The sequence below is a fragment of the Burkholderia sp. KJ006 genome (genome assembly GCF_000262695.1).
Taxonomy (GTDB): Bacteria; Pseudomonadota; Gammaproteobacteria; order Burkholderiales; family Burkholderiaceae; genus Burkholderia; species Burkholderia vietnamiensis.
In genome coordinates, this window is record NC_017920.1 from 2123375 (window position 1) to 2149324 (window position 25950).

22 protein-coding genes, 1 tRNA gene and 2 pseudogenes are annotated in these 25950 nt (G+C 68.8%); 7 read left to right on the forward strand and 18 right to left on the reverse strand.

The window, feature by feature from the left end:
• Positions 1 to 73 precede the first annotated feature (73 nt).
• The 7 genes from hutG to hutH are packed head-to-tail and all read right to left on the reverse strand — an operon-like array spanning position 74 to position 8139.
• The gene (gene hutG / locus MYA_RS09535; protein WP_014723310.1) at positions 74 to 874 is read right to left on the reverse strand and encodes an N-formylglutamate deformylase; all 801 of its coding nucleotides are present in this window, start codon (positions 872 to 874) and stop codon (positions 74 to 76) included.
• Between the two features lie 58 nt (positions 875 to 932).
• On the reverse strand, positions 933 to 2309 hold the full coding sequence (locus MYA_RS09540; RefSeq protein ID WP_034194570.1) for a formimidoylglutamate deiminase: 1377 nt from the start codon (positions 2307 to 2309) through the stop codon (positions 933 to 935).
• Positions 2310 to 2332: 23 nt separating this feature from the next.
• Positions 2333 to 3556, reverse strand: coding sequence for an imidazolonepropionase (gene hutI, locus MYA_RS09545; RefSeq protein WP_014723312.1), 1224 nt, complete (start codon positions 3554 to 3556; stop codon positions 2333 to 2335).
• A gap of 4 nt (positions 3557 to 3560) precedes the next feature.
• Entirely contained in the window at positions 3561 to 4184 is a 624-nt protein-coding gene (locus MYA_RS09550) for a HutD/Ves family protein (RefSeq protein ID WP_014723313.1), read from the reverse strand.
• 2 nt (positions 4185 to 4186) lie between these two features.
• On the reverse strand, positions 4187 to 5875 hold the full coding sequence (gene hutU / locus MYA_RS09555; RefSeq protein WP_014723314.1) for a urocanate hydratase: 1689 nt from the start codon (positions 5873 to 5875) through the stop codon (positions 4187 to 4189).
• A gap of 40 nt (positions 5876 to 5915) precedes the next feature.
• Positions 5916 to 6611, reverse strand: a complete 696-nt coding sequence (gene hutC, locus MYA_RS09560; RefSeq protein ID WP_011885452.1) for a histidine utilization repressor — start codon at positions 6609 to 6611, stop codon at positions 5916 to 5918.
• Positions 6612 to 6615: 4 nt separating this feature from the next.
• Positions 6616 to 8139, reverse strand: a complete 1524-nt coding sequence (hutH, locus tag MYA_RS09565; RefSeq protein ID WP_014723315.1) for a histidine ammonia-lyase — start codon at positions 8137 to 8139, stop codon at positions 6616 to 6618.
• Positions 8140 to 8297: 158 nt separating this feature from the next.
• On the opposite strand from hutH, the pseudogene MYA_RS09570 reads away from it, so the two are divergent.
• Positions 8298 to 8927: pseudogene (locus tag MYA_RS09570) on the forward strand (transporter substrate-binding domain-containing protein); the annotation flags it as partial.
• On the opposite strand, the gene MYA_RS09575 reads toward MYA_RS09570, so the two are convergent.
• Positions 8899 to 9702: a 4'-phosphopantetheinyl transferase family protein gene (locus tag MYA_RS09575; protein WP_011885454.1), complete on the reverse strand. Its 804-nt coding sequence runs from the start codon at positions 9700 to 9702 to the stop codon at positions 8899 to 8901. The pseudogene MYA_RS09570 and the gene MYA_RS09575 overlap by 29 nt on opposite strands.
• Positions 9703 to 9862: 160 nt before the next feature.
• Positions 9863 to 10912 carry an alpha/beta hydrolase family protein gene (locus tag MYA_RS09580; protein WP_014723317.1) on the reverse strand — a complete coding sequence of 350 codons (1050 nt, stop codon included), beginning with the start codon at positions 10910 to 10912 and terminating at the stop codon, positions 9863 to 9865.
• A 120-nt stretch (positions 10913 to 11032) separates the two neighbouring features.
• Between MYA_RS09580 and MYA_RS09585 the strand changes: the two genes are divergently transcribed.
• The 3 genes from MYA_RS09585 to MYA_RS32405 all read left to right on the forward strand — a co-directional run bounded on the left by MYA_RS09585 (position 11033) and on the right by MYA_RS32405 (position 13796).
• A complete protein-coding gene (locus tag MYA_RS09585; protein WP_014723318.1) occupies positions 11033 to 11974 on the forward strand; it encodes a LysR substrate-binding domain-containing protein in 942 nt (313 codons plus the stop codon).
• Between the two features lie 476 nt (positions 11975 to 12450).
• The gene (locus MYA_RS09590) at positions 12451 to 13683 is read left to right on the forward strand and encodes an MFS transporter (RefSeq protein ID WP_011885457.1); all 1233 of its coding nucleotides are present in this window, start codon (positions 12451 to 12453) and stop codon (positions 13681 to 13683) included.
• A complete protein-coding gene (locus MYA_RS32405) occupies positions 13674 to 13796 on the forward strand; it encodes a hypothetical protein (RefSeq protein WP_014723320.1) in 123 nt (40 codons plus the stop codon). The genes MYA_RS09590 and MYA_RS32405 overlap by 10 nt, the downstream gene beginning before the upstream one ends.
• Positions 13797 to 13823: 27 nt before the next feature.
• Here MYA_RS32405 and MYA_RS32580 read toward each other — a convergent pair.
• Positions 13824 to 14133 (reverse strand): annotated as a pseudogene (locus tag MYA_RS32580) (FAD-binding domain-containing protein); the annotation flags it as partial.
• 49 nt (positions 14134 to 14182) lie between these two features.
• Positions 14183 to 15163 carry a hypothetical protein gene (locus MYA_RS09600; RefSeq protein ID WP_011885458.1) on the reverse strand — a complete coding sequence of 327 codons (981 nt, stop codon included), beginning with the start codon at positions 15161 to 15163 and terminating at the stop codon, positions 14183 to 14185.
• A 477-nt stretch (positions 15164 to 15640) separates the two neighbouring features.
• Here MYA_RS09600 and MYA_RS09605 point away from each other — a divergent pair, with 477 nt between their 5' ends.
• On the forward strand, positions 15641 to 16690 hold the full coding sequence (locus tag MYA_RS09605; protein ID WP_014723321.1) for a lactonase family protein: 1050 nt from the start codon (positions 15641 to 15643) through the stop codon (positions 16688 to 16690).
• A gap of 37 nt (positions 16691 to 16727) precedes the next feature.
• Here the strand turns inward: MYA_RS09605 and MYA_RS09610 are convergent, their stop codons facing one another.
• Complete coding sequence (locus tag MYA_RS09610) at positions 16728 to 17765, reverse strand: AraC family transcriptional regulator (RefSeq protein ID WP_014723322.1); 1038 nt, start codon at positions 17763 to 17765, stop codon at positions 16728 to 16730.
• 233 nt (positions 17766 to 17998) lie between these two features.
• Here MYA_RS09610 and MYA_RS09615 point away from each other — a divergent pair, with 233 nt between their 5' ends.
• Positions 17999 to 19111, forward strand: coding sequence for a fatty acid desaturase (locus MYA_RS09615; RefSeq protein ID WP_014723323.1), 1113 nt, complete (start codon positions 17999 to 18001; stop codon positions 19109 to 19111).
• A gap of 21 nt (positions 19112 to 19132) precedes the next feature.
• Here MYA_RS09615 and MYA_RS09620 read toward each other — a convergent pair whose 3' ends face one another.
• The 6 genes from MYA_RS09620 to MYA_RS09645 all read right to left on the reverse strand — a co-directional run bounded on the left by MYA_RS09620 (position 19133) and on the right by MYA_RS09645 (position 24528).
• Positions 19133 to 19753 carry an HAD family hydrolase gene (locus tag MYA_RS09620; RefSeq protein WP_014723324.1) on the reverse strand — a complete coding sequence of 207 codons (621 nt, stop codon included), beginning with the start codon at positions 19751 to 19753 and terminating at the stop codon, positions 19133 to 19135.
• Between the two features lie 194 nt (positions 19754 to 19947).
• On the reverse strand, positions 19948 to 20814 hold the full coding sequence (locus tag MYA_RS09625) for a hypothetical protein (protein ID WP_014723325.1): 867 nt from the start codon (positions 20812 to 20814) through the stop codon (positions 19948 to 19950).
• Positions 20815 to 20859: 45 nt separating this feature from the next.
• A complete protein-coding gene (locus MYA_RS09630; RefSeq protein WP_034194585.1) occupies positions 20860 to 21516 on the reverse strand; it encodes a TerD family protein in 657 nt (218 codons plus the stop codon).
• A 92-nt stretch (positions 21517 to 21608) separates the two neighbouring features.
• A complete protein-coding gene (locus MYA_RS09635) occupies positions 21609 to 22625 on the reverse strand; it encodes a DUF475 domain-containing protein (protein WP_011885464.1) in 1017 nt (338 codons plus the stop codon).
• A 44-nt stretch (positions 22626 to 22669) separates the two neighbouring features.
• Positions 22670 to 23407, reverse strand: coding sequence for a VWA domain-containing protein (locus MYA_RS09640; RefSeq protein WP_011885465.1), 738 nt, complete (start codon positions 23405 to 23407; stop codon positions 22670 to 22672).
• An 11-nt stretch (positions 23408 to 23418) separates the two neighbouring features.
• A complete protein-coding gene (locus MYA_RS09645) occupies positions 23419 to 24528 on the reverse strand; it encodes a toxic anion resistance protein (protein ID WP_041493862.1) in 1110 nt (369 codons plus the stop codon).
• 768 nt (positions 24529 to 25296) lie between these two features.
• Here MYA_RS09645 and MYA_RS09650 point away from each other — a divergent pair.
• Positions 25297 to 25387: transfer RNA gene (locus MYA_RS09650), tRNA-Ser, on the forward strand.
• Positions 25388 to 25950: the final 563 nt, after the last annotated feature.

Consider the following 25950-nt stretch of genomic DNA (forward strand, 5'->3'; position numbering starts at 1 on the left):
GATGCCGTTTTGTGCGGCGCGTCAACACACCGGGCACGCCGCAGCACCATGCAACGACGCACGCCGCGACACGCTATCCGCGATGCGCCAGCGCGGTCTCCACCAGCGTGCGCAGCAACGGCACGACCTGCGCGGCACGCGCGTCGTCGTACGCATACGGGCGCGTCTCGTCCATGTAGGTGATCTGCGACAGCTCGAGCTGCACGGCTTCGACGCCGCTCGCCGGTACGCCGTAGTGACGCGTGATGTAGCCGCCCTTGAAACGTCCGTTCGCGACCGCCGTGTAGCCGCCGTGCGCGTGCACGCAGGCGGCGAGCGCCTCGGCGAGCCCAGGCGCCGCGCTCGCGCCGCTCGACGTGCCGAAGTTGAAGTCCGGCAAGCGGCCTTCGAAGAAGCGCGGCACGTGCGAGCGGATCGAATGCGCTTCCCAGACGAGCACGCGGCCGTGCTCGCCCTTCAGCCGTGCGATCTCGCGTTGCAGCGCGTCGTGATACGGACGCCAGTAGCGGTCGCGACGGCGCATGATCTCGTCGCTGCCCGGCAGCGTGTCGGCCCGATACAGCGGCGCCTTGTCGAAGGTGTCGACCGGCACGAGCCCGGTCGTATCCTGCCCCGGGTAGAGGTTCTCGTCGTCGGGCGGACGATTCAGGTCGACGACGTAGCGCGCATGCGACGGCACCAGGATCGACGCGCCAAGCTGCGCGGCGAATCCGTACAGCCGCTCGAGGTGCCAGTCGCAATCGTCGACGAAGCGCGCGTCCGGCGTCATCGTCTCGGCGATGTCGTCGGGGATGTAGGTGCCCGCATGCGGAATCGAGATCAGCAGCGGCAGCGTGCCCTGCTTCAGCGTGAATACAGCCGGTTGTTCAGTCATGTCGCCTCACCGTAAAAGTGTGCCGGCGCACGCGCGCGGCGTGCGCCGGGGTCGCGCGTCAGCGCAGCAGTTGCGCGAGCGCGGCGCGGTAATCCGCATAGGCCTCGGCCTCGTCGCGATGGCGGCGGCCGCTCACGACTCGCTCGCCGCCGGCATACACGTCGAGCACCGGCGTGTCGCCATGCTCGGCGAACACCGCACCCGACAGCCATGCGCCACTGTCGTGTTCCGCGATCGCCGGATGCGCGGGATCGAGCACGAGCCAGTCGGCGCGGCAGCCTTCGCGCAGCGCACCGATGCGCCGCCCGCTCGCCTGCGCGCCGCCCGCGAGCGCCGCGTCGAACAGCCGGTCGGCCACGCGCGGCTGCGCGTCGCTGGCGAGCACGTTGCGCGCGCGATGCACGAGCCGCTGTCCGTATTCGAGCAGGCGCAGCTCCGCGCGCCAGTCGACCGATGCGTGACTGTCGGAGCCGACGCCGAACACGCCGCCCTGCGCGAGATAGTCGACGGCCGGGAACACGCCGTCGCCGAGATTCGCCTCGGTAGTGAGGCACAGCCCCGCCACCGCGCGCCGCTTCGCGAGCGCCGCCGTCTCGGCTGCATCGACGTGCGTGGCGTGCACGACGCACCAGCGCGCATCGACGTCGAAGCGATCGAGCAGCCATTGCACCGGGCGCGCGCCGTACGCGCGCACGCAGTCGTCGACTTCGGCCGTCTGCTCGGCGATGTGGATATGCACGGGCGCATCGTCGGGCACGCCGTCGAGCAGCGCACGCAGGCCGTTCTCGGACACCGCGCGCAGCGAATGCGGCGCGACGCCGTAGCGCAGCCCGCCATGCTCGGGCGCGACGCGACGCATCGTGTCGAGCAGTTCGAGCAGGCCGTCCGGCGTGTTGATGAAGCGGCGCTGGTCGTCGCGCGGCGGCTTGTTGCCGAAGCCGGCGAACTGGTAGGACACCGGCAGCATCGTGATGCCGATGCCGGCCGCGCGCGCCGCGTCGATCACGCGCGTGCCGAGTTCCGCGATCTGCGGATAGCGCGAACCGTCCTGCGCGTGGTGCACGTAATGGAATTCGCACACCGACGTATAGCCGCACTTGAGCATCTCGACGTACAGCCAGCGCGCGATCGCCGCGAGCGCGTCGGGCGTGATCTTCAGCGCGAAGCGGTACATCAGGTCGCGCCAGCTCCAGAAGCTGTCGGCGGGATTCGCGCGGTATTCGGTGAGCCCCGCCATCGCGCGCTGGAACGCGTGCGAATGCAGGTTCGGCATGCCGGGCAGCACGGGCCCGGCCGCGCGCGCCGCGCACGCCGGCGCGTCGCTATCGGCGCGCACGCCGGTCAGCGTGCCGGTGGCGTCCCAGCGCAGCAGCACGTTGCGGCGCCAGCCGTCGGGCAGGTATGCATGGTCCGCGAACAACGTCGTTTCGGTCATCGTCAATGTGGTCCGTTGCAAGGCTAGCCGTTGATCCGGCGAAACACCGTCGCGCCGCCGCGCACGACCTGCTCGCACAGCGGACGGCCGATCCAGTACGCGAGCTCCGACAGCGAGCCGATCGACCACACCGCGAAATCGGCCGGGCGTCCGGCCTCGAGCACGCCATGCCGATCCGCGCGGCCGAGCGCCGCCGCCGCATGGCGCGTCACGCCCTGCAGCACCTCCGGCACGGTCATCCGGAACAGCGTGCAGCCGAGGTTCATGGTCAGCAGCAGCGATTCGAGCGGCGACGTGCCGGGGTTGTGATCGGTCGCGAGCGCAATCGGCACGCCGTGCTTGCGCAGCAGCTCGAGCGGCGGCAACTGCGTTTCGCGGATGAAGTAATACGCGCCGGGAAGCAGAACGGCGACGGTGCCGGCCGCCTTCATCGCGGCGACGCCGGCCTCGTCGAGGAATTCGAGGTGATCGGCCGACAGCGCGCGGTAGCGCGCGGCCAGCGCGGTGCCGCCGGCGTTCGACAGCTGCTCCGCATGCAGCTTCACCGGCAGCCCGCGTCGCGTCGCGGCGTCGAACACGCGCTCGGTCTGCGCGAGCGAAAAACCGATGCGCTCGCAGAACACGTCGACCGCGTCGACCAGCCCTTCGTCGGCGAGCGCCGGCAGCATCCGCTCGCACACGTCGTCGATGTATGCGTCGGCGCGCCCCGCATATTCGGGCGGCAGCGCATGCGCGCCGAGGAAGGTCGTGTAGACGGCGACGGGGAAGCGCTCGCCGAGCTGGCGCGCGACGCGCAGCATCTTGCGCTCGCTCGCGAGGTCGAGGCCGTAGCCCGACTTGATCTCGATCGCGGTCACGCCTTCGGCGAGCAACGGCTGCAGACGCGCGGCGGCCTGCACGAACAGCGCGGTCTCGTCGGCCGCGCGCGTCGCGCGCACGGTCGACACGATCCCGCCGCCCTGCCGCGCGATCTCCTCGTAGCTGACGCCGGCGAGGCGCTGCGCGAATTCGTCCGCGCGCGTGCCGCCGTACACGAGGTGGGTATGGCAGTCGACGAGGCCCGGCGTCACCCACGCGCCGTGCAGGTCTTCGCGCTGCCAGTGCGCATAGTCTTGCGGCAGCGCGGAGAACGTGCCGAGCCACCGGATCGTGCCGGTTTCGTCGACGACGATCGCCGCATCGTCGATCGTTTCGTCGGGATGGCCGTGCGTACACAGCCTCAGGTGATGCCAGACAGTCGGTTTCATGCGTTCAGTCTCGTGCATCGACGGTGAGCGACACGGCGAGCAACGCGCCGCCCGCGCTCACCACGACGTCAAACGCACGCTGCGGCGCGTCGAGCCGCAGCGTGTCCAGTTCCTGCAGTGCGTAGCGCGCGCCGCCGATCGCGACCTCGAGCGCGCCGGCCGCGCAGAACAGCAGCACGGTGTCGGCGGGTTCGACGCGATGCGTGCCCGCGCGCCACACGGCGAGCGTCGCGCGCGCGGCCGAGCGGCGCGTCATCAGATTGAAGTCGCGCGTCGCGCCGGCGTGCAGCGTCGCGTCGATGGCCGCTTCGCCGGCGAAGTCCGCGCGCGCGAGCGGCGTGTCGAGCACATGGCGCGCACCGCCCGCTTCGGCCAGCGTCATGCCCGCGCCCGACAGCAGCACGAGCGTGCGGTCGACGCCGTCGAACCGCGAGAACGGCCCGCCCGCGCCGACGTCCGCGACGCTCACGCGCCACGCGAACGCATCGAGCGCGGCGCCCGGCGGATAGGCCGCGATCTCGCGCGTCACGCCGCCGCCGTTCTTCCACGGCGACGCGACGAGCGCCGCGCCGCGGATCGTCGCGACGGCGGGCCGCGCGTCGGCCGGCGCCTGGTCGAGCGCCGTCATGCTCAGCGGCCGAGCATCGGCAGCTTCAGGCCCACTTCGCGGGCCGTCTGCTGCGCGAGTTCGTAGCCGGCGTCCGCATGGCGCATCACGCCGGTTGCCGGATCGTTCAGCAGCACGCGGCCGAGGCGCTCGTGCGCGTCGGCGCTGCCGTCCGCGACGATCACGACGCCCGCATGCTGCGAGAAGCCCATCCCGACGCCGCCGCCGTGGTGCAGCGACACCCAGGTCGCGCCGCCCGCGGTGTTCAGCAGCGCGTTCAGCAGCGGCCAGTCGCTCACGGCATCCGAGCCGTCCTTCATCGATTCGGTCTCGCGGTTCGGGCTCGCGACCGAGCCGGTGTCGAGGTGGTCGCGGCCGATCACGATCGGCGCCTTCAGCTCGCCGTTCCGGACCATCTCGTTGAACGCCTGGCCGAGGCGATAGCGGTCCTTCACGCCGACCCAGCAGATCCGCGCCGGCAAGCCCTGGAACGCGATGCGCTCGCGCGCCATGTCGAGCCAGTTGTGCAGGTGCGCATCGTCGGGGATCAGCTCCTTCACCTTCTGATCGGTCTTGTAGATGTCCTCCGGATCGCCCGACAGCGCGACCCAGCGGAACGGCCCCTTGCCTTCGCAGAACAGCGGGCGGATATAGGCCGGCACGAAGCCCGGGAAGTCGAACGCGTTCTCGACGCCCATGTCCAGCGCCATCTGGCGGATGTTGTTGCCGTAGTCGAGCGTGGCCGCGCCGCGCTCCTGCAGCGTCAGCATCGCGCGCACCTGGACGGCCATCGACTGCTTCGCCGCCTTCACGATGCTCTGCGGATCGACCTTCTGCGTCTCGCGCCATTGCGCGACGCTCCAGCCCTGCGGCAGGTAGCCGTTGATCGGATCGTGCGCGCTCGTCTGGTCGGTCACGCAATCCGGCGTGATGCCGCGCGCGACGCATTCGGTGAACACGTCGGCCGCGTTGCCGAGCAGGCCGACCGACACCGGCTTGCCGGTGCGCTTCGCTTCGTCGAGCATGCCGAGCGCTTCGTCGAGCGTCGTCGCCTTCTTGTCGACGTAACGCGTCTTCAGACGGAAGTCGATGCGCGTCTCGTCGCATTCGACCGCGATCATCGAGAAGCCGGCCATCGTCGCCGCGAGCGGCTGCGCGCCGCCCATCCCGCCGAGGCCGCCGGTGAGGATCCAGCGGCCCGACGGGTCGCCGTTGAAGTGCTGGTTCGCGACCGAGAAGAAGGTTTCGTAGGTACCCTGCACGATCCCCTGGCTGCCGATGTAGATCCAGCTGCCGGCCGTCATCTGGCCGTACATCATCAGGCCCTTGCGGTCGAGCTCGTTGAAGTGGTCCCAGGTCGCCCAGTGCGGCACGAGGTTCGAATTGGCGAGCAGCACGCGCGGCGCATCCTTGTGCGTGCGGAACACGCCGACCGGCTTGCCCGACTGCACGAGCAGCGTTTCGTCTTCGTTCAGATCCTTCAGCGACGCGAGGATCTGGTCGTAGCATTCCCAGTTGCGCGCAGCGCGCCCGATGCCGCCGTAGACGACGAGCGCATGCGGATGCTCGGCGACTTCGGGATCGAGGTTGTTCTGGATCATCCGGTAGGCCGCTTCGGCCAGCCAGGTCTTGCAGACCTTCTCGCTGCCGCGCGGCGCGCGGATCGTGCGGTTCGGATCGAGACGGGGATCGATGTGTTTCGGATGGTTCATGACGACTGCTCCCGAAGGAAAATGAATATCAATGGGGGAATCAGAAATGCCCGGTGAAGCGATACCGGCTGCCGGGGTGCCACAGATTCGCGACCGATGCGACCACGCCCTGCGACCACGTGCGCCGATGTAAAACCAGACACGGCTCGACGTCGTCCATCCGCAGCTGCTCGCGCAACTCGGCGCCCGGCGCCGCCGCCTCGATCCGGTACTCGACGCGCAGCAGCGGCGCCGCGCGCATCAGGTACTGGTTCGGCGTCGTGTTCGTGAAATCCTGCTTGGCGTAATCCGGCGCGACCGCCGGATTCACCCACCGCTCTTCGAGCTGCACCGGCTCGTCGTTCTCGAAGTGCAGCACCTGCGAATGAAACAGCCTGGCGCGCACGGCCACCTGCATCTCGTCGGCGAGCGCCTCGTCGGCGCGCACCGTGTCGAGGCCGAGCACGCTCGCGCGATACGCATGCCCGCGCGCGCCGACCTCCTCCGAGATGCTGCGGATCGCCACCAGCGTCGACTCGTACTTCGGCCGCGCGACATAGGTGCCCGCGCCCTTCATGCGCGTGAGCACCTGCTCGGCCGCCAGCTCGCGCAGCGCCCGGTTGACGGTCATGCGCGCCACCTTGAACTCGCGGGCCAGTTCGTTCTCGGAGGGCACCTGATCGCCCTCCGCCCACTCGCCGGCGTGAATGCGACCCAGGATGAAATCCTTGATCTCCTGGTAGACCGGCGCGCTCATCGACTCACTGTTCCGAGGCGAACGAGAACGGTGCGATCTTCGCGAACGCGCGCTCGCCGACGAGCTGCGCGATCACCGCGATGTCCGGCGCGAAGTAGTGATCGAGCTCGTAGTGCGCGACCTTGCTGCGGATCGTCTCCATCACCGGCGCGAGCTTCGGGCTCGTGTGATGCGGCGCGCGCAGGTCGACGCCCTGGGCGGCGGCCAGCAGCTCGATCGCGAGGATGTGCTTGGTGTTGTCGGCGATGTCGGCGAGCTTGCGCGCGGCGAACGTCGCCATCGACACGTGGTCCTCCTGGTTCGCGGAAGTCGGCAGCGAATCGACCGACGCCGGGTGCGCGAGCGTCTTGTTCTCCGACGCGAGCGCGGCAGCCGTCACGTGGGCGATCATGAAGCCCGAATTCACGCCGCCGTCCTTCACGAGGAACGGCGGCAGGCCCGACAGCGTCGCGTCGATCAGCAGCGCGATGCGGCGCTCGGCGAGCGCGCCGATTTCCGCGGCCGCGAGCGCGAGGTTGTCGGCGGCGAACGCGACCGGCTCCGCGTGGAAGTTGCCGCCCGACAGCACTTCGCCGGTATCCGGGAAGATCAGCGGGTTGTCCGACACCGCGTTCGCCTCGACCAGCAGCACGTCGGCCGCGTGGCGCATCTGGTCCAGGCACGCGCCCATCACCTGCGGCTGGCAGCGCAGGCTGTACGGGTCCTGCACCTTGTCGCAATCGCGATGCGACTGGTTGATCGGCGAGCCTTCGAGCAGCTCGCGGTACGACGCGGCCGCGTCGATCTGGCCGCGATGGCCGCGCAGCTCGTGGATGCGCGCGTCGAACGGCTTCACCGAGCCGGCGGCCGCGTCGACCGACAGCGCGCCCGCGACCAGCGCGGTGCGGTACAGGTCTTCGATCGCGAACATGTTGTCGAGCGCGAGCGCGGTGGACGCCTGCGTGCCGTTCAGCAGCGCCAGGCCTTCCTTCGCCTGCAGCGTCAGCGGCGCGAGGCCCGCGACGCGCAGCCCGTCGAGCGCGCTCGCGCGTTCGCCGCGGATGAACACTTCGCCGACGCCGAGCAGCACGGCCGACATGTGCGCGAGCGGCGCGAGATCGCCCGATGCGCCGACCGACCCCTTCACCGGGATCAGCGGCAGCACGTCGGCGTTGAACAGCGTGATCAGCGCGTCCATCACCTCGCGACGGATGCCCGAATGACCGCGGCCGAGGCTCGACAGCTTCAGCGCCATCAGCAGCCGCACCGACGAGCGCGCCATCGGCTCGCCCACGCCGACCGCATGCGACAGCACCAGGTTCTTCTGCAGCAGCTCGAGCTGGTCGTGCGGGATGTGCGTGCTGGCCAGCCGGCCGAAGCCCGTGTTGATGCCGTACGCGGGCTCGCCCTTCGCCGCGATGTCGGCGACGGCCTTCGCACCCGCGTCGATCTTCGCGAAGCTCGCGGGATCGAGCTGCAACTGCACGGACTCGCGTGCGATCCGGCGCAGTTGCGGGAGGGTCAGGTGGCCGGGGGTCAACGTAATCATGGGTGCAATCCTGTCTAGACAAGTTCGGGATGGATTGAAGTGTAGCGATCGCGACTTGTCTAGACAACCCGAATTTCATAATTCCGGCTCGGGAGTTTCCCTGAGGCGCGACACGGCCGGCCCGAGCGCGGCGGCGCCTCGGTGAAATGACGCTGGCGACGTCGCGGAACCGCATTCCGCTCGTGCGGAACGGCACCGTCGACTTCGAAAGCGGCGTCACGACCACACCTCGCCGCCCGTCATGCGCAGGTCGCGTTCTCGGTCACCTTCTTCGTCGCGACGAGCGGCCTGCTCACGCGCACGCGCGCCGGTATCCACGACTTCGCCGAGCTCGCCGGCAAGACGGTCGTGATGAATCAGGGCGCGACGGCCGAGCGGCTGCTGCGCAAGATGAACGAGGAAAGGAGGATGAACGCGCAGATCATCAGCGCGAAGGATTACGGCGAAGTGAGCCTCGCGCTCGAATCGGGCCGCGCGGTCGCGTAGATGATGGACGACGTGCTGCTCGCCGGCGTGCGCCAGCTCGCGGCGAAGCCGGCCGACCGGGCGATCGTCGGCACGCAGCAGTCAGCGCAAGCGTACGGTTTCATGCTGCGCAAGGACGATCCGCCGTTCAACGCGCTCGTCGACGGCGTACTCGTGCCGCTGATGAAGCGCGGCGAGATCGGCGAGATCGTGGGCCGTACGACAAGTGATTCACGAAGCCGATGCCGCCGAACGGACTCGCTTGCGACTTCCCGATGAGCGACGCGATCCGCGCTACGCGGCGCCGCTCGACGGAGCGTCCTCGGCTCGGCGCGCCCACGCGACGCACGCCACATAGCCGGGCGCCGCGTCGAACCAGCCGGCGTCGAACGCCGCCACGCCGGCAGCAGGCGCAGCAGGCTCGACGATGGTGGTGGCTGGCGTCACCGGGTCGTGGGGCGGCACGACCGCGAACGCGCGCAGTCCGCCGACGATGCCGGTGCCCAATGCCTTCAGCAACGCCTCCTTCGCGCACCATACGCGCATGAAGGCGTCGGCGCGCGCGGCGAGCGGCAGGCCGTCGAGGTAGGCGGCTTCGGCCGGCGCGCAGACTTCGGCCGTCAACGCGCGCCAGTCGGCCGGGCGTTTGCAGCTTTCGATGTCGACCCCCACCCGGCGCGCCACGGCCCACGCGATCAGCGCGTGCGCGCCCGCGTGCGACACGTTGAAGTCGAGCGCGGCGCGATGCACGGGGTCCAGCGACGGCCGGCCCGACGCGTCGACGACGAGCGCGACCTCGCGCGGCGCGATGCCGAGCGCCGCGCCGAGCACGTCGCGCAGCGCGGCACGCGTCGACGCGCTGCGTATCGTGTCCTCGTGGCGCAGATAGCGCGCGGCGCGCGCACGCTCGACGTCGCTCAATGCCGCGTAAGCGGGCGACGCGAGCGGCACGCGCCAGTCGAAATCGACGCGCGCGACGCGCACGCCGGCATGCGCTGCGGCCGGCGGCAGATCGAGCATCTGCACGCGCCACGCGCGGCACGGATCGGCATCGGGGGCGGAGTCGGAGGCGGAGGCGGAAGCGGGCGAACAGGACATCGGCACGTAGGGGGTGGTCGAATCAAACGTCCGATGTTAATCGAATGCGCGCTCGAACATCGTCACGGTGCGCGCCCGGTCGCGGGCGTATTGGGTTCATATCGTGTGCATATCGCGGGCTTGGGGCGATGGCGTCGCGCGGCTGCAAGTGCGTGGCGCGTCACCCCTGCGCCGCGGCGCCCGGCATGCCGCTTGCCGCGACCGTCGCGCGACGGCGTGCGTGGACGCGGCCCGGCGCATCGGCCGGCAACGCGCCGTGCTGCAGCCAGTGCAGCGCGAGCGGCCACAGCGTCTCGGCGAAGCGGCTGTGGAAGAACGCGAAGTGCCCGATCTCGGCGACGCCGATGTCGTGCGGTGCAAGCCGCAGATGCGTGACGTCGCTGCCCGTGTAGTAGCCGGCCAGTCGTTCGATCGCGTCGATCGTGCCGAATGCGTCGTCGTCGAGTCCGATCGCCAGCATCGGCGCCGACAGCCGTGCGAAGCGGCCGGGCAGCGCGGCGCGGCTCGCGGCGGACTCGGCGAGCGGGCCGCGCGTGTATGCGTCTTCGAAGCGGGCCTGCGAGCGCACCCACGACAGCGCGACGCCGCGCGGCGTGTCTTCCATCCAGCCGAGCCGCTTCGCGGGCACGTAGCCGAACACCGCGGCGAGCGCCGGCATCGCGACGTGCCACTTCCACCACATGCGGCGCCGCTGCTGCTGCCGATAGTCGCGCCAGTACGCGTACTGCGCGCCGACCGTCACCACGCGACGCACCGTTGCGTTCGACGCCGCGAGCCCGAGCACGCAGCCGCCGATGCTGTGTGCGACGACGTCGATCGGCTGGCCGGGAAACGCATCGCGCGCGTACTGCAACGCGGCCTCGCAATCGAGCCGCCCCCAGTCGAGCCAGTTCGCGCGCAGCGTCGCGAGCCGCGCGGGGCGCGACCCGCCGATCCCGCGGTAGTCGTAGACGAGTACGTCGCGGCCATGCGCGAACAGCCACGCGGCGAAGCGGAAGTAATAGTCGCAGCGCACCGACGTCGCGCAATTGACGACCGTCACCGGCCGGCCGGCGCTCGCGCCGCCGCGATGCCGCCACACGTGCGCGCGCAGCGTGTAGCCGTCGGCGGCGGTCAGCGTCACGGCCTGCGGCGGCAGCGCATCGGCCGTACGTTGGTCGGCCGGCGCGGCGTCGTGCACGGCCTCGCGTGCGTGGTTCGAATTCGTCATCCCGTCTCCTGTGCCGCCGCGGATGCGGCGGCGCTCCATCTGCTCGACCGGCTTCCATTGAACTTGACGCTTGCGGCGTTCTCAACCAATCTTGCTGCTCCGTTCGCATGAGCCATACGCATGTCAACGCCGCTCGTCCGCCTCCCGTCGCTCGACCTCGTGCGCGGCTTCGTCGCCGTCGGCCGCCGCATGAGCATCACGCTCGCCGCGCAGGATCTCTGTGTCACGCAGTCGGCGGTCAGCCGCCAGGTGCATGCGCTCGAAGCGCATCTCGGCGTCGCACTGCTGCAGCGCGGCTATCGCAAGATCGCGTTCACGCCCGAGGGCGAGCGACTGTTCCGCGTCGCGGACGCCGCGCTGCTCAGCCTGCAGGACACCGTTGCCGCGTTCGCCGCCGCGCGCGAGCGCCAGCCCGTGACGATCACCGCGAGCATCGGCGTGACGGCGCTGTGGCTGCTGCCGCGGCTGGGCAGCCTGCAGGCGCGCCTGCCCGACATCGACTTGCGCGTGGCCGCGAACGACAAGGTACTTGATTTGCGTGCGGAAGGCATCGACCTCGGCATCCGCTACTGCCCGCGCGAGCGCGCGCCGGCCGGCGCGCTGCATCTGTTCGACGAGATCGTCGTGCCGGTCGCGCACCCGGCGCTCGCCGCGCGTCCCGTCGCCGATGCTGCGGCGATCGCCGACCACGTGCTGCTCGAATTCGACGGGCCGCCGCAGACGCAGCTGCAGTGGCGCGCGCACCTGCACGCGGCGGGCCTCGACGACGCGCGGCCGAAGGGCGTGCTGCGCTTCAACCAGTACGATCAGGTGATCCACGCGGCGATCGCGGGCCAGGGCATCGCGCTCGGACGGCTCGCGCTCGTCGCGCCGATGCTCGCCGACGGCCGCCTCGCGGTGGTCGGCCCGCACTCGCACGTGCGCTCGAATGCGTATGGCTACTGGTTGTTCTGGCACGATGCGGCGCCGCGCCACGAAGTGGCCGACGTACGCGACTGGATTCTCGCGGAAGCCGCCGACTGCGCGGAGGCGATGCGCGCGTACGACGTCGCGCAGAGGTGATCGCGGCGGCGGGCAGCGAGCCGGGGCACGCCGCCCAATCGTTGGCGCGCGCCGCGTTGAGTTGCTGCGCGCGGAACGCTTGCGGCCTGTCCCGTCTGCATCGCCGCGCTCAGCTCAGTCGCATCGGCTCGCATTCCCGTCACGTTGATCCGCTTCGCGCCGAGTGCTGTCGGCCTGTCCCGCTTGCATCTCCGCGCGCGGCGCACTTGCAGCCGAACCGGCTCACCCTCCTCTCACGTCGATCCGATTACACGCCGACCGCTTACGCCCCGTCCGCGTCTGCATCGCCGAGGCCGACCGCCTTCGCCCCGGCCGGGTTTGCATCGCCGCGCCCGGCGCACCCGTAGCCGCCCGGACTCACATTCCCGCCATGCATGCGAATCCGACCGAATGATCGCTTGAGCGACGACGCGGCGCGATCGTCTAATCGGTTCGAACGCGGCCGTCGCGCCGCACGCCTTCATCCGGAGACACGCATGACCCCGATCGAACAAGACACTCGCCGCCGCTGGCTGCCGGTGCTCGCGGGCGGCCTGATCATGGGCGCCGCGCTCGGCATCCGCCACGTGCAGGGGCTGTTCTTCACGCCGGTGACGCTCGAGCACGGCTGGTCGCGCGAAGCGTTCGGCCTGGCGCTCGCGCTGCAGAACCTGGTCTGGGGCGTCGCGCAACCGTTCACCGGAATGATTGCCGACCGCTTCGGGTCGGTGCGCGTGATCGTCGTCGGGATGCTGCTGTATGCGGCCGGGCTCGTCACGATGGCGCTGGCCGCATCGACCGGCACCTTCACCGTGGGCGCCGGGCTCGTGATCGGCATCGCGCTGTCGGGCTCGGCGTTCGCGTCGATCTACGGCGCGCTCAGCCGGCTGTTTGCGCCCGAGCAGCGCGGCTGGGCGCTCGGCGTCGCCGGCGCGATCGGCGGGCTCGGACAGTTCTGCATGGTGCCGGTCGCGCAGGTGCTGATCGGCGGGATCGGCTGGCAGCATGCATTCGTCGCGCTCGCGCTCGTCGCGGCATTGCTCGCACCGCTCGCCGTGCTGGTGCGCGACCGGCCCGCAGCGGCCGCCGCACGAGCGCACGGCGCCGACCAGTCGATCGGCGCGGCGCTGCGCGAGGCATTCGCGCACCGCGGCTTCTGGCTGCTGAACATCGGATTCTTCGCCTGCGGCTTCCAGCTCGCGTTCATCGCGACCCACCTGCCCGCCTACCTGCTCGATCACGGCCTGCCGGCGCGGCACGCGAGCGTCGCGCTCGCGCTGATCGCGCTGACCAACGTGGCCGGCACGTACGCGTGCGGTCATCTCGGCGGGCTGCTGCGGCGCAAGTATCTGCTGGCGGTGCTGTATCTCGTGCGCGCATTGGTGATGACCGTGTTCGTCGCGGCGCCGTTGTCGCCCGCGAGCGTCTACGTGTTCGCGGCCGTAATGGGGTTCACGTGGCTCGGCACCGTGCCGCTGACGAATGGCGTGATCTCGCAGGTGTTCGGCGTGCGCTACATCGGGACGTTGTTCGGCTTCGTGTTCTTCGGCCACCAGCTCGGCAGCTTCTTCGGCGTATGGCTCGGCGCACGCGTGTACGACGCGACGCACTCGTACCTGCCGCTGTGGATCGGCTCGATCGCGCTCGGCGTGCTGGCCGCGCTGCTGCACCTGCCGATCGACGATGCGCGCATCGTGCGCGCCGCGCCGCGCGGGGCCGCATGGGCATGATGCGCGCGGCCTTGGCCGCAGGCGTGCTCGCGTTCGTCGCGTGGTGCGGCGCGGCCTACTTCGACGCGGGCGTCGCGCTCGCGCTGCTCGAGCGCGCGGCGTCGTGCAACTGATGCGGCAAGCCGGCGTGTGTGCAGCGGCTAACGACGCTTCGGCAACGTGGCGAGGCATCGAGCGCTGGCGACGCGCGTCGTCGTGATCGACGATCGGCGCCGGATAGTCGACGCCGAGCCGCACACCGGCCGCCGCGCGCGCGAGCGGCGACGCGTGCCACGGCGCATGGAGCGTCGCCGCGTCGAGGCCCGCGCGTTCCGGCGCCCAACGGCGCACGCAGGCACCTTGCGAATCGAACTTCCGCCCCTGCGTGACCGGGTTGAAGATGCGGAAGTACGGCGCGGCGTCCGCGCCGCAGCCGTCCATCCACTGCCAGTGCGCCGGATTGTTCGCCGGCCGCGGCGGGCGTGTCACATGAGCGTCACATGCGCGTCGCGCGCGTCGGTCAGTCGAGGCGAAACGCGGCTTCAAAGCGCTCGACGAACGCGTCGAACTCGGCTTCCGGCAGATGGTTGATGCCCGCCGCGCGCTTGCGTCCGCCGCCGGTCGGGAAAGCGCGACAGAAGTCGTCGGCCCCGAGCGGCCGGCCATCGGGCACGCGCACGCTGACCACCAGCCCGCCCTGCGCACACGGCGACAGCACCGCAAGCGCCGCATGCGGTGCATGACGCATCCGCTCGTTGGCGAGCATCCCGGTGGCGCGGCGCGCCCAGGGCTGAGCGGGCATCCGGATCACGGTCGCGCCCGGCACGTCGCGCAGCGGCACGAGCGCGCGGGCGCGCGCCATGTCGTCGCGATAGCCGTCGCGCAGCGCCGCGAACACCGCCGTGTCGCGCACGAATTCGAGCGGATCGACACACGGCAGCATCGCATCGGCCAGCGCGGCCGGATCGAAATGCAGATCGTCGACGCAGTCGCCGTACGCGTTGTAGTTCAGGTACAGCCCCAGCTCGGCGAGCGTGCGGCGGTCGGCTTCGTCGATCCCGCAGTCGCGCGCGAGCGCGCAGCCGAGCGCCGGCAGTTCGTCGCCGAACGCGGCGACGATCGCCCAGCGCACGTACCGCCCGGCGAGGTAGCGGTTCACGAGCGCGCTCGTGCATACGTCGGCCGACGTGTCGATATGGGCGTCGAAATGCGGTGCGCCGGGCAGTTCGCCCGCGAAGTGATGATCGAAATAGCGCACCGCCGCGCCGTCGCGCAGCAACCGTGCGCAGGCGTCGCGGTTCTGGTCGTGCGACACGTCGAGCACGGTCACGCAGTCGCCCGCCCGCGCGTCGATGCGCTCGAGCAGCCTGATGTCGCGCTTCACGCCGGTCACCAGCGTGCCGCACTCGCCCTCCGCGAGCCGCAGTTGTTGCAGCGCGCACAAGCCATCCGCGTCGCCGTTGAACGCGAAGAAGTGCCGCCCCTGTCGTTGTTCCTGCATGATCCGTTGTTCCTTCGTCGGCGCGTGAAATCGCTGGCGTTCGCATGGCGCGTCGCTCCTTGCCCATCATCTTCCGGCACGCGAACCGCGCCGCGCAATAGCGCCGCCGATGGCGCGCGGTTGCGGCGCGTATTTTGCCGCAACCGCTTGTGGGTACGCCGAAAAGCTGCGCGGGGGCGACCTTCGCCGCGGCCTCTCGGGTAAACCCGTGACGCCACCTCGAAGTCAACGTCGTACCATGTCATACGACGACATACCACAAATACCCGTCCGCTACTCGATACACCACCGCTGACGCCACCCAAGGCCTTCGCCCCGCGCGTCGCCCGACTGGAGACTCCTTGACCTCGCCCGCTCTGCCCGCCCGCGCCGCCTGCGCACCGGCCGTCCCGAAAGTGAAGTCGCACGTGCGCCCGCTCATGCCGACCGCGCGGCCCGCCGACCCCAGCCTCATCACACCCACCACGATGCTCCGCCATGCCGAACACTGATCGCCTGACCGTCGTCGTATCGAATGCCGCCGACGGCGAGCTCGCCACCTTCTCGCTCGCGTCCGACGGTGCGTTGGCGCCGCTCGCCCGCTACCCGGCCGGCGACGCCGTGATGCCGATCGCCGTGCAGCCCGATCGCGCGCGTCTGTACGTCGCGACCCGCGGCGAGCAACCGGCCATCGTCGCGTTCCGCATCGCGCCGGCGAGCGGCGCATTCGCGCGCGTCGGCGCGACCGCGATCGACGCGAGCCATGCCTATCTGTCGCTCGACCGCAGCGGCCGCTGGCTGCTCGGCGCGTCGTACGGCGGCAGCTCGTTGAGCGTCTACGACGCCGCGCGCGTGCGCGACGGCGACGGCACGCCGCTGCAGGTCGTGACCGACCTCGCGAAAGCGCATGCGGTCGTCGTGTCGCCGGACAATCGTTTCGCCTACGTCAGCTCGCTCGGTTCGGACCGGATCTTCACGTTCGCGCTGGTCGAGGATGCCGACGGCCTGCGTGTGCTCGAACACGGCGAAACCCGCGTGCCGGGCGGCTTCGGGCCGCGTCACCTGCACTTCGCGCGCGACGGCCATGCACTCGTCGCGGTCAGCGAATTCCAGGCGACGCTCGCGACCTTCACGCGCGACGCGGCGAGCGGCCGCCTCGGCGACGCGCAGGTCAGCGCCCATCACCCGGCCGTCGCGGGGCTCGCGCACGGCCATGCGCGTCCGCCGGCGCCCGCCGTGCCGTCCGTATGGGCGGCGGATCTGCACCTGACGCCCGACGAACGGTTCGCCTATGTCAGCGAGCGGACGTCGAGCCAGTTGCTGTGCTATCGCCGTACGCCCGACGGCACGTACGCGCCCGCGCATGCGACGCCCACCGAAACGCAGCCGCGCGGCTTCGCAATCGATCCGTCGGGACGCTGGCTCGTCGCGTGCGGCGAGCTGTCGGAATACGTGTCGGTGTACGCGATCGCGCCGGACGACGGCACGCTCACGCCGCATGCACGCGTGGCGGGCGGACGCGGTGCGAACTGGATCGCGATGATTTGAACGATCGGACCGCCGACGGGCCGCGCCGCCGGCGCGATCAGCGCCGCGCGCTTGGGGCCACGCCGGTCCAACGCTTGAACGCGCGCGTGAAATTCGCGCGGTCGGTGTAGCCGACCCGCGCCGCGATCTCGTCGACCGGCAATTGCGTGCCCTCGAGCAGCCGCAGCGCGTCGCGCAGCCGGATTTCGTCGAGCAGCGCCGAATAGGTTGCGCCGAATTCCGCGAGCTTGCGCTTCAACGTGCGCGTCGACACATGCAGCTCGCGCGCGACGTCGTCCACCGACGGATAGCCGTGCGCGCCGCAGATCAGCAGGTTGCGCACGCGCTCGACGATGCTTTCCGCATAGCCGAGCCGCGCGAGTTCCGCGTCGCATTGCTGCACGATCATCTGCGCGGTCGGCGCGTTCGCCGTGCCGATCGGCTCGTCGAGCAGCGCGGCGTCGCAGCGGATGCGATTCGCGCTCGCATCGAAATGGCAGCGCGGCAACCGCGCGCGGTAGCGCTCGAACCACGGCGGCTCCGACCATTCGAAATGCAGCTCCGCGCGCGACTGCCACGTGCGCGCCGGCGCCGGGTCGAGCAGCGAGTTGAACAGCATCGCCGTCTCGACGAGGAAATTCTCGACCGCGAACTGACGCAGCCGGCCGAGCGGAAACGCGTCGTACACGTCGATGTCGACCGTCCCGTCGAGCTGCACGAGCCGCACCGAAAAGAACGGCACACGTGTCGGCAGATAGCGGATCCCGAGCGCGATGGCCTCGCCGAGCGTTGCGCAGCTCATCAGCCCGAAGCCGATCAAGCCGGCTTTGGTCAGACTGCTGCGCAGGCCGATCTCGATCGCGATCGACGGGTCGTTCGTCGCGTCGAGCAGGTTGAACACGATCGCCGCCTGCTGCAACGGCGTGATGCGCGCGTCGGGTTGCGCGAGCCGCTCACGCTCGACGCCCGAGCCGGCGAGGATGCGATCGCCGTCGATGCCGCGCTCCTCCGCCAGCATCAGCATGAACAGCGCATACGCGGAGGACACCGTCGCCTTTTGCAGCTGGCGCGCGGCATCCGGGACTGACTGGGCCATGCGGCGGACTCCCGGGCGGTTTCGGCGGATTGTAGCGTCGGCGGCCCGTGATGACACCGCGGCGCGCCTCTAGGGCCTGTGGCCTGCTGCCTGCGGCAATGGCGGGCGCCCCGCACGCGATGGCCCGAAATGACACCGCAATTGGCACCGGCGGCCCTCGCGCGCGCGGCTCGTGCGGCCTATCCTGCCGGGATCGGCATTGCGCCTCACTTTTTCCACATGGATTCCGGTCGATGAGCCAACCCGCACCACCCGTTTTTCGCGACGACGCGGACAAGGTCGCGTACGTGCGCCGCGAGGTCAATGCGGCGAGCGACGCGCTGCGCGCGCGCTTTCCGTTGCTCGACCAGCAGAGCCTCGTGGGCGCGACCGTGATGGCCGTATCGGTCGCCGCGATGCTGGCGATCGCGTGGCTGTACGCGCGCGGCGCGATCGCGTGGTACGTCGCGGTGCCGGCCGTCGCGTTCGTCACGTCGCTGATTCACGAGCTCGAACACGACCTGATCCATCTGATGTACTTCAAGAAGACGCCGTGGGCCCATCACCTGATGATGGCGCTCTGCTGGCTCGCCCGGCCGGGCACGATCAACCCGTGGACGCGCCGCCGCATGCACCTGCATCATCACAAGGTGTCGGGCGGCGAATCGGATCTCGAGGAATTCGGCATCACCAACGGCGAGCCGTGGGGTATCAAGCGGCTGCTGATGCTCGCGGACGGAATGCTCGCCGTCGTGCTGCGGCCGCAGGCGATGCGCCGCAAGGTCCGCCGGTACGTGGCCGCGCAACCGGTGCGCGACGCGGCGGAGCGCGCGCAATTGCGCGTCGAGCAGGTGTCGTCGTACATGCCGCTCGGACACCTGTACTACGCGCTGTGGCATGCGTTCATCGTCTACCACGCCGGGTCGTTCGTGCTGCATGCGTTCGGCTACGCGGCGAGCGTGCCGGTCGTCATCGCGCGCGCGATGCACGTCGTCGATTTCGTCGCGGTCGTGTGGCTGGCGCCGAACTTCGTGCGCAGCTTCTGCATCAACTTCGTCAGCTCGAACATGCATTATTTCGGCGACATCGATCCGCGCAACGTGATCCAGCAGACCCAGGTGCTCAACCCATGGTGGATGCTGCCGTTTCAGCTGTTCTGCTGCAATTTCGGCAGCACGCACGCGATCCATCACTTCGTGGTGCGCGATCCGTTCTATATCCGGCAGCTGACCGCGCGCACCGCGCACGCGGCGCTGCGTGACGTCGGCGTGCGCTTCAACGACGTCGGGACGTTCAAGCGTGCGAACCGATGGGGTGCGCGTCGCGGTCCGGCCGGCGGCGCGCCGCACTTGCAGCAAGACGCGTGAGCACGGCACGCGCCGATCGCGTCATTCGGCGATGGGCGGCAGCGGGCCTTGTCCGCGGATCCATGCGTGGTTCGCGAGTTCGGCCATTTCCTTGTCGCCGCGGCTGTCGCCGTACGCGAACAGCGTGGCGGGCGGCCGGTTCCCCCACCAGCCGCGCAGTCGCACGACCTTCTGCGGCCCCCAGCAGTTCTCGCCCGCGAGCCGGCCCGTGAACCTGCCGCGCTCGAAGGCAAGGCGCGTGGCGAGCACCGTATCGATGCCGGCCGTCTTCGCCCACTTCTCCAGATACAGCGACGGCGATGCGCTGACCAGCACGACCTCGTGACCGCGCGCGCGATGCTCGCGCACCCGCTCGAGCATGTCGGCGCGCACGAGCTGCGGCAGATAGTCGGCGACGAAGCTGCGCGCGAGCGCGTCGAGCGCGGCTTCGCCGGCCGGTCCGAGCGCGAACCATGCGAACTTCGCCTTCGCGTCGCCGCGCGACAGCAGCCCCGCTTTCATCGCGACGATCCACGGCAGCGCGCGCAGGCCGGCCCACGCGAATCGCCGCGTGCCGACCGCGTAGCGAACGAAATGACGGAAGCTGTCGGAGGTCGTGATGGTGCCGTCGAAATCGAATGCGGCGACGATGCGGTCGGTCATGGCAACGGGATAACGATGAAATGCCGGGGAAGATAGCAGACTCTAGGCAAGACACGTGAAACCGGATCGCGTGCGGTGGAGCATGCGGGCATGGTGGGGGCGCTGCTGGCGTCGATCGTGTTGCTGGCGTTGCTTGTGTCACCCGGCGTTGTGATCGGTGCTGTCGGTGCTGTCGGTGCGCTCACCGCCGCCGCTCAGCGCTGCGGCCGCGCCGCCAGCGCCGCCGGCAGCACGACGTTCATCAGATGATCCGCGCGCGACAACAGATCGGTCACGCGTTCGTCGAGCGCGCGCAGCTGCGCCGGTTGCATCCCGATCTGCCGAACCGTCTGCGCGACGATGTTGCGGCGATCGTGCAGCGTGCGTTCGACGCCCGCGTCATCCGGCGCGCGCACGACGTCCGCGACTGCGCTCAACGCGGCGAGCACGATCACGAGATGCTCCTCCGCGTGACGAACCTTCGCCGCGAGTTCTTCGGTGCGGCGCGGAAAGAAGCCGAGCGAATGCTTGAGCGCGCCGAGCGCCGCGCGGTAGTCGACCTCCGCGGACGCCGCGCCGAACCAGCGCTCGAACCTGCCCGCCTTGCGCGTCGCCTGCGCGAGCATGCCGGCCATCATCTCGGCCGCGCCGAACGCGTTGAACTCGCGGGTCGTCGCCGCGACGGCCTCGACGAGGTTGCCGGCCGTCTCCAGCGCAGAGTCGCCGATCGTCGCGACCGTCGCGAGCTTGAGCGGCACCAGTTGCCGGATGTGCCGCTCGATGCGCGGCGCGCAATCGGGATAAAGATTCGGGAAGCGCGCCTGCGCCGCGCGAAAGCACGCGTCGAGCTGCGGGTGATTCGATCCGCCGAACAGCGCGCGGCCGGGCGCATCGACGTGCGCCGCGCGCGGCGCACGCTGGGGCACCGGCCCGAACTCGAGCGCTTGCGGCACGGGCCGCGCGGGCGCGCGTTCGCCCGACGCGCCCGCGGCGGGCGGCGGGTCGAACAGCGGTCGCCCGACCGTGCGCACGGGCGTCGTGTCGAATTCGAGCGGCTTCGGCCGGTCGGACGGCTTCTTCATCGCGTGTGTCCTGCCCCGCGGCGGTTCGCTTGGCGCGGCCGCCGGTCAGACGGCGCCGCCGTATGCGCGCACGAAGTCGCCGAGCCCGCGGTTGTAGCCCGCGCCGACCGCCTTGAACATGAACTGGCCATCGCGCCGATAGAAGCTGCCGACCTGGACCGACGTCTCCATCGAGAAGTCTTCCTCGAGCGCGTACTTCGCGATCACCGCGCCGGACACTTCGTCGGCGATCTGGATGTAGCTGTTACGCACCTGGCCGAAATTCTGGCGGCGCGCTTCAGCCTGATCGATCGTCACGATCACCGAGATCTCGTCGATGTCGGCCGCCAGCTTCGTCATGTCGATGAAGATCACTTCGTCGTCGCCGTCGCCGCTGCCCGTGCGGTTGTCGCCGCTGTGCACGACGCCCAGACACTTCGACGCCGGCATCCCGCGCTTCGGAAAGTCGTCACCGGGCTGGATGAACGTTTCGTTGCGATCCATCGTGCGCACCTCGCTGTTGTAGAACACGAAGTGCTGATCCGAGATCAGCTTCGGATTGCTCTGTGCGTCGTACTTGCAAAGAAACACCGACACGTCGAGATCGAAGTCCGTGCCCGTGTCCGTCCCGTTCGCGTCCCAACCGAGACCGATGCGGAATTTCTGCGTGCCGGGCGCTTCCTTCGACAGGTTGACGCGACCGCCTTTCGACAAATTGATCATCTGAACCTCTTCTGCTGGAACCGCCGTTGCGCCGGCGGCAATGCCGGGCCGCACCGCGCGGCCCTTCGTTTGATCGCTTGCGCGCCGCGCGCTCACTCGCCCACGACGGCGGCCCGGTCTTCCTTGCGTTGCACGACGATCGACGACCCCACCGCCGCTGCGATCGTCGCCGCGCCGATCAGCCCGGTGACGATCTCGGGCACGTCGAGCTTCACGCCGACGAACATGATCGTCGCGAGCGCGCCGATCGCCCAGAACGCGCCGTGCTCGAGATAGCGGTACTGCGCGAGCGTGCCCTTCTTGAGCAGCACGAGCGTCATCTCGCGGATGTAGGCCGCGCCGACGCCGAGGCCCAGCGCGATCAGGAAGATGTTGTTCGACAGCGCGAAGGCGCCGATCACGCCGTCGAAGCTGAACGACGAGTCGAGCACTTCGAGATACATGAAGCCCGCGACGCCTTCGCGCACCACGCGCGTGCCCGTATCCTCGCCGCCGACCAGGTCGCCCACGCCATGCGCGATCACGAAGCCGATCACGCCGAACGCGCCGGCGAGCAGGAAGCTGACCTGCTCGGCCGCGGGCACGTAGAATGACGCGACGATCACGATCGCGAGCGTCAGCGCCACTTCGAGCGCCGTGATGCGGCCGAGATGACGCATCGGGCCTTCGAGGAAGCCGATCCAGTGTTCGTCCTTCTCCTTGTCGAGCATGAACTTGAAGAACACCATTAGCAGGAACGCGCCGCCGAACGCCGACACCTCGTGATGCGCGGACGTCAGCACCGCCGCGTACTTCTCCGGCGCTTCGATCGCGAGCGTCAGTGCGTCGAGCAGGCCGATATGGCCGATCACCGCGACGATCAGCAGCGGGAACACGAGCCGCATGCCGAACACCGCGACCGGCAGGCCGAACACCATGAAGCGGTTGCGCCACTTCTCCGACCAGTTCTTGAGGACCGATGCATTGACGACCGCGTTGTCGAGCGACAGCGAGATTTCGAGCACCGACAGCACGGCGACGATCAGCATGTCCTTCACGCCGCCGAGCAGATAAGCGGCGACCAGTGCGAGCACCGTAAGGGCCAGCGGAATCTTGAAGTCTTTCAACATGATGGAGTAATCGGGTTGGGGAAAAATGGGCGGGCGGGTCGCGCTTACTTCGCGCGCACCCAGTCGCAGAATTCCTGCGTGATCAGTTGCTCGTAGATCTGTTCGTCGCTGACGTCGAGCGATTCGAGATGCAGGAAGCCGACGTTCGGCATGTCATCGGCGACTTCCGCGAGAAAGTCGAATTCGCTTGGATCGCCGACGCCGACGAGCGACCAGTACAGCGGGAAGTGCTGCGATTCGGCCAGCAGCTGACGTACGCGCTTGCGGTCGTTCTTCGGGTTCTGGCCGTCGGTGACGAACAGCACCCATGCGGGCAGGTGTCCGTTCGCGGGCGTCGACGCGGCCGGCGCCGCCTCCTCTGCGGCGCCGAACAGCCGGCTCAGGAAGCCGCGTTTCGCTGCGCGCTTCGGCTCCGGCGCCCTGAAGAAGAAGTCGACGATGTCGTTCATCACCGGCGCGTACTGCGTGCCGCCCCACTTGTCGATCCGCGCGTTCAGCACGTGGTCGGAGATGTACGCGCCGTAGTTGTCGGGCGTCGCGGTCGGCAGGCGGTCGTAGCCTTCGGTGAAGGTCCACGTATCGACTTCGCCGTTGTCGTCGAACTTCAGCGCAATGCCGAGGATCCGGTCGTGCGTCTCCTGGATCACGCCCGATTCGTACAGCGGCTTCGCGGAGCCGGAGATATCGAGCGCGGCGCCGACGCGCACGACGGGCGGCTTCAGCAGCTGACGTTTTTCGAGGACGATCGCGACCTTCGCCGCGCGTTTCTCAAGCGTAATCATGCGGGGTTCTCTCAGTTGTGCTTCGGAGCGAATCGGGTGATCAGTTCCTGTTCGAGCTGGCGCAGGCGCGGTGCGTCCTGCTCGCGCTGACGCTTGCCGTCGGCGATGATCTGCGTGACGTCGTCGAATGCGCCGAACAGTTGTTGCTGCGCGTATTCGAACGTGTCGGTCGAGATCACCGGACGCTGGCCCAGCTTCGCGATTTCCTGCGCGTTCTGACGGTTCAGGTCGGCCTGGGCGCGGATCGCCTCGTCGGCCGCGTCGTAGGTCGCGTTCGCCAGCGCCGCCGCGCGCTTCGTGCTCAACTGCTCGAGGTAGAGCGCGAACGCGTTGGTCCATGCCGGGATCAGCACGGTCTTGATCGTCATGAACTTCGACGTGAGCGTGCGTTTCTGGTCCTGCTCCATCCGGATCTGCGGCGCAAGCTGCTTCGACATCAGCATCGCGCGATCGAGGTCGTCGAGCTTGCTTTCGAGCGCGTCGATCTTGCGTTTCACGTCGAGCAGGCGTTGCGCGGCGAACGCGTCGTCCGCAGGATGGCCTGCCGCGGCGTGCGCGCGCAACGCCGCAAGCGCCGCTTCGCCGCGCGCTTTGGCCTGTGCGAGATCCTGATGCAGCGCGTAGTTGTCGTTGTACATCCGCTCGAGCTCGTCGATGCCAGCCTTCTGCCGCTGTGCGTGGTGTTCGAGCTCGACGACGAGCGTGTCCATGCGCTTGCTCACCGACTCGTACTGCGAAAGAAGTTTCTCCTTGGTCGAGCGGAACAGGCGCGTGACCTGCGTGAGGAGGCCGCCCTTGTCAGCGCCGCGCGGGTCGAGCCCCTTCGCCGTCGCGATCAGTTCGTTGAGCTTGTCACCGAACTGGTCGGCGTCGGACGCGCGCACGCTCGCCAGGATCTGCTGCGAGAAGGCGGCGATGCGCGCGCCCTGCGTGGCGCCGAGCTGATCGATTTCGTCGACGGTGATCAGGCGCGCGGGCTCCGTCGGATGCGCCGGCGGCACTAGAACGTTGGCTGTGTTGGCTGCATCGGCCGCGGCGGATACTACGACGGGCGCCGAAGACGGCATGGAAGGACGATCGCTGACCGCATCGGATTTCTTGTCGTCGAATAGCGGCTTCATGTGGCAACCACGTTTCCTTTTCTGCTTTTTGCTACGCGTTGTGGTGTGCGCAGATGCGCGCATCTGCGATTGACGTACGTGCTCTCTCACGTACGGCAGACGGACAATAAATGCCGACGCGCATCGCGTCAAGCGACGTGATTTTTACACTTTCCATTCGTTTTGTAAGGTCTTGTGCGGGCCTGGTGGTGAAAAGGCCGCGGTTATTCCGCTATCGGGGCAGGCTTCGGGACTGCGGAAGGCGCACAACCTTACACGCGCGACGAATGCGAAAGAGAAATGAAATGTCGGGGTTCGAAGGGGTGGCGCGACGGATCGGTGGGCATTCGATGCTCGGAAGATGGAATGCTCGGCGGCTGGCTTGATTGACCGTGATCGGGCAATAAAGCGCGGCAAGCGGGCCGTGATGAACCGCGTAGTACGTCGAATTGCTCGTCACGATGAAGGCGGGCTTCATGCGCAGTAGAGCGAATGGATTGCATTGGTCTGCGTGCGCAATGTGCAGTGGATGTCGGCCGGCGTCGGGGGTGTCGACTTGGAGGTGTGCGACGCGCGATTGCATGCGTGTTCGCGTCTTCGCCTGGATGCGATCGATGCGCATAGATCGCCTGATCCAAGAGAGCGCCGATGCCCGGTGGCAGGCACGACTTCCCTGGCGGGCCGAAGACGCATGACCGACCCCGGCAGCCGCGCCAGCGTCGGACGCTCCGCCGGGAAATCGAGGGGCTGGCGGGCCGCCGCCAGAGTTTGCTATACTCTCGGTCTTCCGGAGAGATGGATGAGTGGTTTAAGTCGCACGCCTGGAAAGCGTGTATAGGTTAATCGCCTATCGGGGGTTCGAATCCCCCTCTCTCCGCCAGAACACCCTAAAAGCCCTTGAGTCTTCAAGGGCTTTTTTCATTGGTTCACGACACTCGTTTCGCCGAGCGAGCCTGAGTTTTTCGTGGATCAACCCGCCTTCGCGCTACCTTCTTCGTACGTCGCTACATCGCAGCTCGGCGTTCTCTACTTCCGCCCAAGCCTCCGTGGCAGGCGTCACCGGCGAACGGTCAATTTCGTTACGCACGGGTGATCGCCGGACAAACTGGTAGTCCCCGACGGTTCGTGGGCATACGTGTTCGAGCGCTCGCCCCGTGCGCCGGCGCATGCAGGGAGAGTTTTTGATTGCAGTAAGCCAGGCACGAATGGCGAGCATCTCTCATTTGTAGAAACCGAGAACTGCTCAAGCTGGATGCAACCGTCAATCGTGGCTACGTCGCGATGCGCCAAGCCGATTCGAAAGAAATCTCATATCACGACCCGATTCGGCTGGATCAAATCGAATGGCTCAGGACGGTCCGCAATTCCTGCGCAGACAGTGCGTGCTTACTCGACGCATATCGCAACCGAATCGCCTATATCAAAGGCAGGATATCAAGCACC